Annotated in this window: 3 protein-coding genes; all 3 read left to right on the top strand. The window is 73.4% G+C overall.

All coding sequences use genetic code 11. The features are described 5' to 3' along the window. On the top strand, nt 1–617 hold a 617-nt coding region (locus JNW89_RS33755), incomplete at its 5' end, for a prenyltransferase/squalene oxidase repeat-containing protein (protein WP_305070565.1). A gap of 90 nt (nt 618–707) precedes the next feature. Then, the gene (locus JNW89_RS37120) at nt 708–1,421 is read left to right on the top strand and encodes a nitrate- and nitrite sensing domain-containing protein (protein WP_255541536.1); all 714 of its coding nucleotides are present in this window, start codon (nt 708–710) and stop codon (nt 1,419–1,421) included. Further along, nucleotides 1,418–2,717: ATP-binding protein (locus JNW89_RS37125; RefSeq protein WP_255541537.1), on the top strand; the 1,300-nt coding region annotated here is incomplete at its 3' end. The genes JNW89_RS37120 and JNW89_RS37125, both read left to right, overlap by 4 nt.

Genomic DNA, 2,717 nt, shown 5'->3' on the forward strand with positions numbered 1-2,717 from the left:
GCCTGGCCGGGTACGACACCGGGGAGCACTTCTGCACCTGGCAGGGGGAGAACGGCGCCTCGGTGACCACCAACGCGCACGTCCTGGAGGCGCTGGGCCGGCAACCCGGCGACGGTGGCCACCGGGCGGCGGGGGTGTTGCGCCGGCTCACCGGCTGGCTGCTCGACCGGCAGGAGGCCGACGGCCGGTGGTCCGACCGCTGGCACGCCTCGCCCTACTACGCCACCTGCTGCGCGGTGCTCGCCCTGCGCGAGCACGGCGGTCCGTCGGCCCGGCCGGCGGTCGAGCGGGCGGTCGGCTGGGTGCTCGACAGTCAGCAGCCCGACGGTTCCTGGGGGCGGTGGGCCGGCACTGCGGAGGAGACGGCGTACGGCCTGCTCGTGCTCCTGGCGGGGCGGCCCTCGCCCTCGCTCGACGCGGCCGTCGCCGCGGCGGCCGGCCGACTGTCCGTGCTGGACGGAGAACGGGACGGCCCTCCACTGTGGCACGACAAGGACCTGTACCATCCTGGACAGATCGTCCGGGCGGCCGTGATCGCCGCGCGGAAGGCGGCTGGCGACCGGCTGCGCGATGGCGCCCATACCCCGACAGACCGCTGGTCTGCACTGCTTGAGTGAACTTCCGGACACTGCTAGCGTGCGCCGGGGCCGGCGTCGCGCTTTCGGCCAATCCGAAACGTGAATCAGGACCGGCGAGGGACGGGTGTGATGGGTTCCCGCAGTGCAAGTCTGCGCACCAAGGTTGTGGCCCTGCTGGTCTCGTTGGCCGCTCTCTGGGCTTTCGCGGCCTGGGTGACCCTGCGCGACGGTCTCAACGTGCTCGGCGTGCAGACGCTCGACGCGCAGGTCGCCGAGCCGAGCGAGTCGCTGCGCACCGAGCTGCAGCAGGAACGCCGAATGTCGGTGGCCTACCTCGGCCGGCCCAGCCAGGAGCAGGCGCAGCAGCTGCGCGAGCAGCGTCGGCGCAGCGAGGAACGCGCGGCGGAGTTCGCCGAGGCGGCCCGCAGCTCGCGGGCCCGGCTCGCGTCCAGTGACGAGCTGGTGACGCGAATCGACGAGGTGGTCACCCGGCTCGACGCGCTGGGCTCGGTGCGGGACGCGGTGGCCACCCGCTCCGTCGACCGGGCCGGTGCCGCCGAGGCGTACACCGGGGTGCTCGACTCGCTCTTCCGCGTCTACGCCTCACTGGGCAAACTCGACGACGAGCAGATCGCCAAGGACACCGCCACGCTCACCCAGCTCGTCCGGGTGCGCGAACTGATGTCCCAGGAGGACGCCCTGTTCGCCGGGGTGGCCGCCGCCGGCCGGATCAACGACCGGGAGTACGCCCAGTTCGCCCACCTGGTCGGCGCGCAACGGTTCCTCGCCGGCGAGCGCTGGCCGAGCTGCCCGACGCCGATCGCGAACGGTACGCCCGGATGACCGAGGGGGAGGCCTTCGTCCGGCTGCGGTCCCTGGAGGACCGCCTGGTCCGCGACGGCCGCCCGAACGCGCCCCTGCCCGTCGAGTCGGACGACTGGCAGGCCGCCATCGCGCCGGCGCTCCAGGAGCAGGAGGCCGCGGTCCTGGCCAGCGGCGACGCGCTGGTCGAGCGAGCCACCCCGGTGGCGATCTGGGTGATCATCAGGATGGTGCTCGCCGCCGGCCTCGGCCTGATCGCCGTCATCGCCTCGGTGGTCGTCTCGATCACCACCGCCCGCGCCCTGGTCCGCCAGCTCGAACGGCTGCGCGAGGCCGCCTTCCGGCTGGCCAACGAGCGGCTGCCCGGGGTGGTGGAGCGGCTCGGTCACGGCGAGGAGGTCGACGTGGCCACGGAGGCGCCGCCGCTGGAGTTCGGCGACGACGAGATCGGCCAGGTGGGCAAGGCCTTCAACGTGGTGCAGGAGACCGCCGTGCGTACCGCGGTGGAGCAGGCCGAGCTGCGCCGCAACGTCCGCGAGGTGTTCCTCAGCCTGGCCCGGCGCACCCAGGCGCTGGTCCACCGTCAGCTCACCCTGCTCGACTCGATGGAGCGCCGGGAGCACGACGCCGAGGAGCTGGAGGACCTGTTCCGGGTGGACCACCTGGCCACCCGGATGCGGCGCAACGCCGAGAACCTGATCGTGCTCTCCGGCTCGACCCCGGGTCGTGCCTGGCGGCGCAACGTGCCCATGGTGGACGTGGTGCGCGGCGCGGTCGCCGAGGTCGAGGACTACACCCGGGTGAACGTGCTGCCGCTGGGTTCCGTCTCGCTCGCCGGCCGGGCGGTCGGCGACGTCATCCACCTGCTGGCCGAGCTGATCGAGAACGGGCTCACCTTCTCGCCGCCGCACACCTCGGTGGAGGTGCGGGGCCAGCTGGTGGCCAACGGCTTCGCCATCGAGATCGAGGACCGGGGCCTCGGCATGACCGAGGAGGATCTGGCCGCCGCCAACCACCGCATCGTGGACCGCTCCGAGCTGAACCTGGCCAACGCCTCCCGGCTCGGCCTGTACGTGGTCAGCCGGCTGACCGAGCGACACGGCGTGAAGGTGCAGCTCAAGGAGTCCGCGTACGGCGGCACCACGGCGGTCGTGCTGATCCCCTTGGACCTGGTGGAGACCGGCCAGGACGCGAACACCTCCGGCGGCTTCCCGGTCGGCACCGGGTCGGTCCCGCCGGTCAGTACCGGGTCGGTCCAGCCGGCCGCCGCCGGCGAGGGCGCGCCAACGGCCGGGGCCCGCCGGCCGACGCCGACAC

It is taken from the genome of Micromonospora sp. 4G55, from assembly GCF_016803375.1.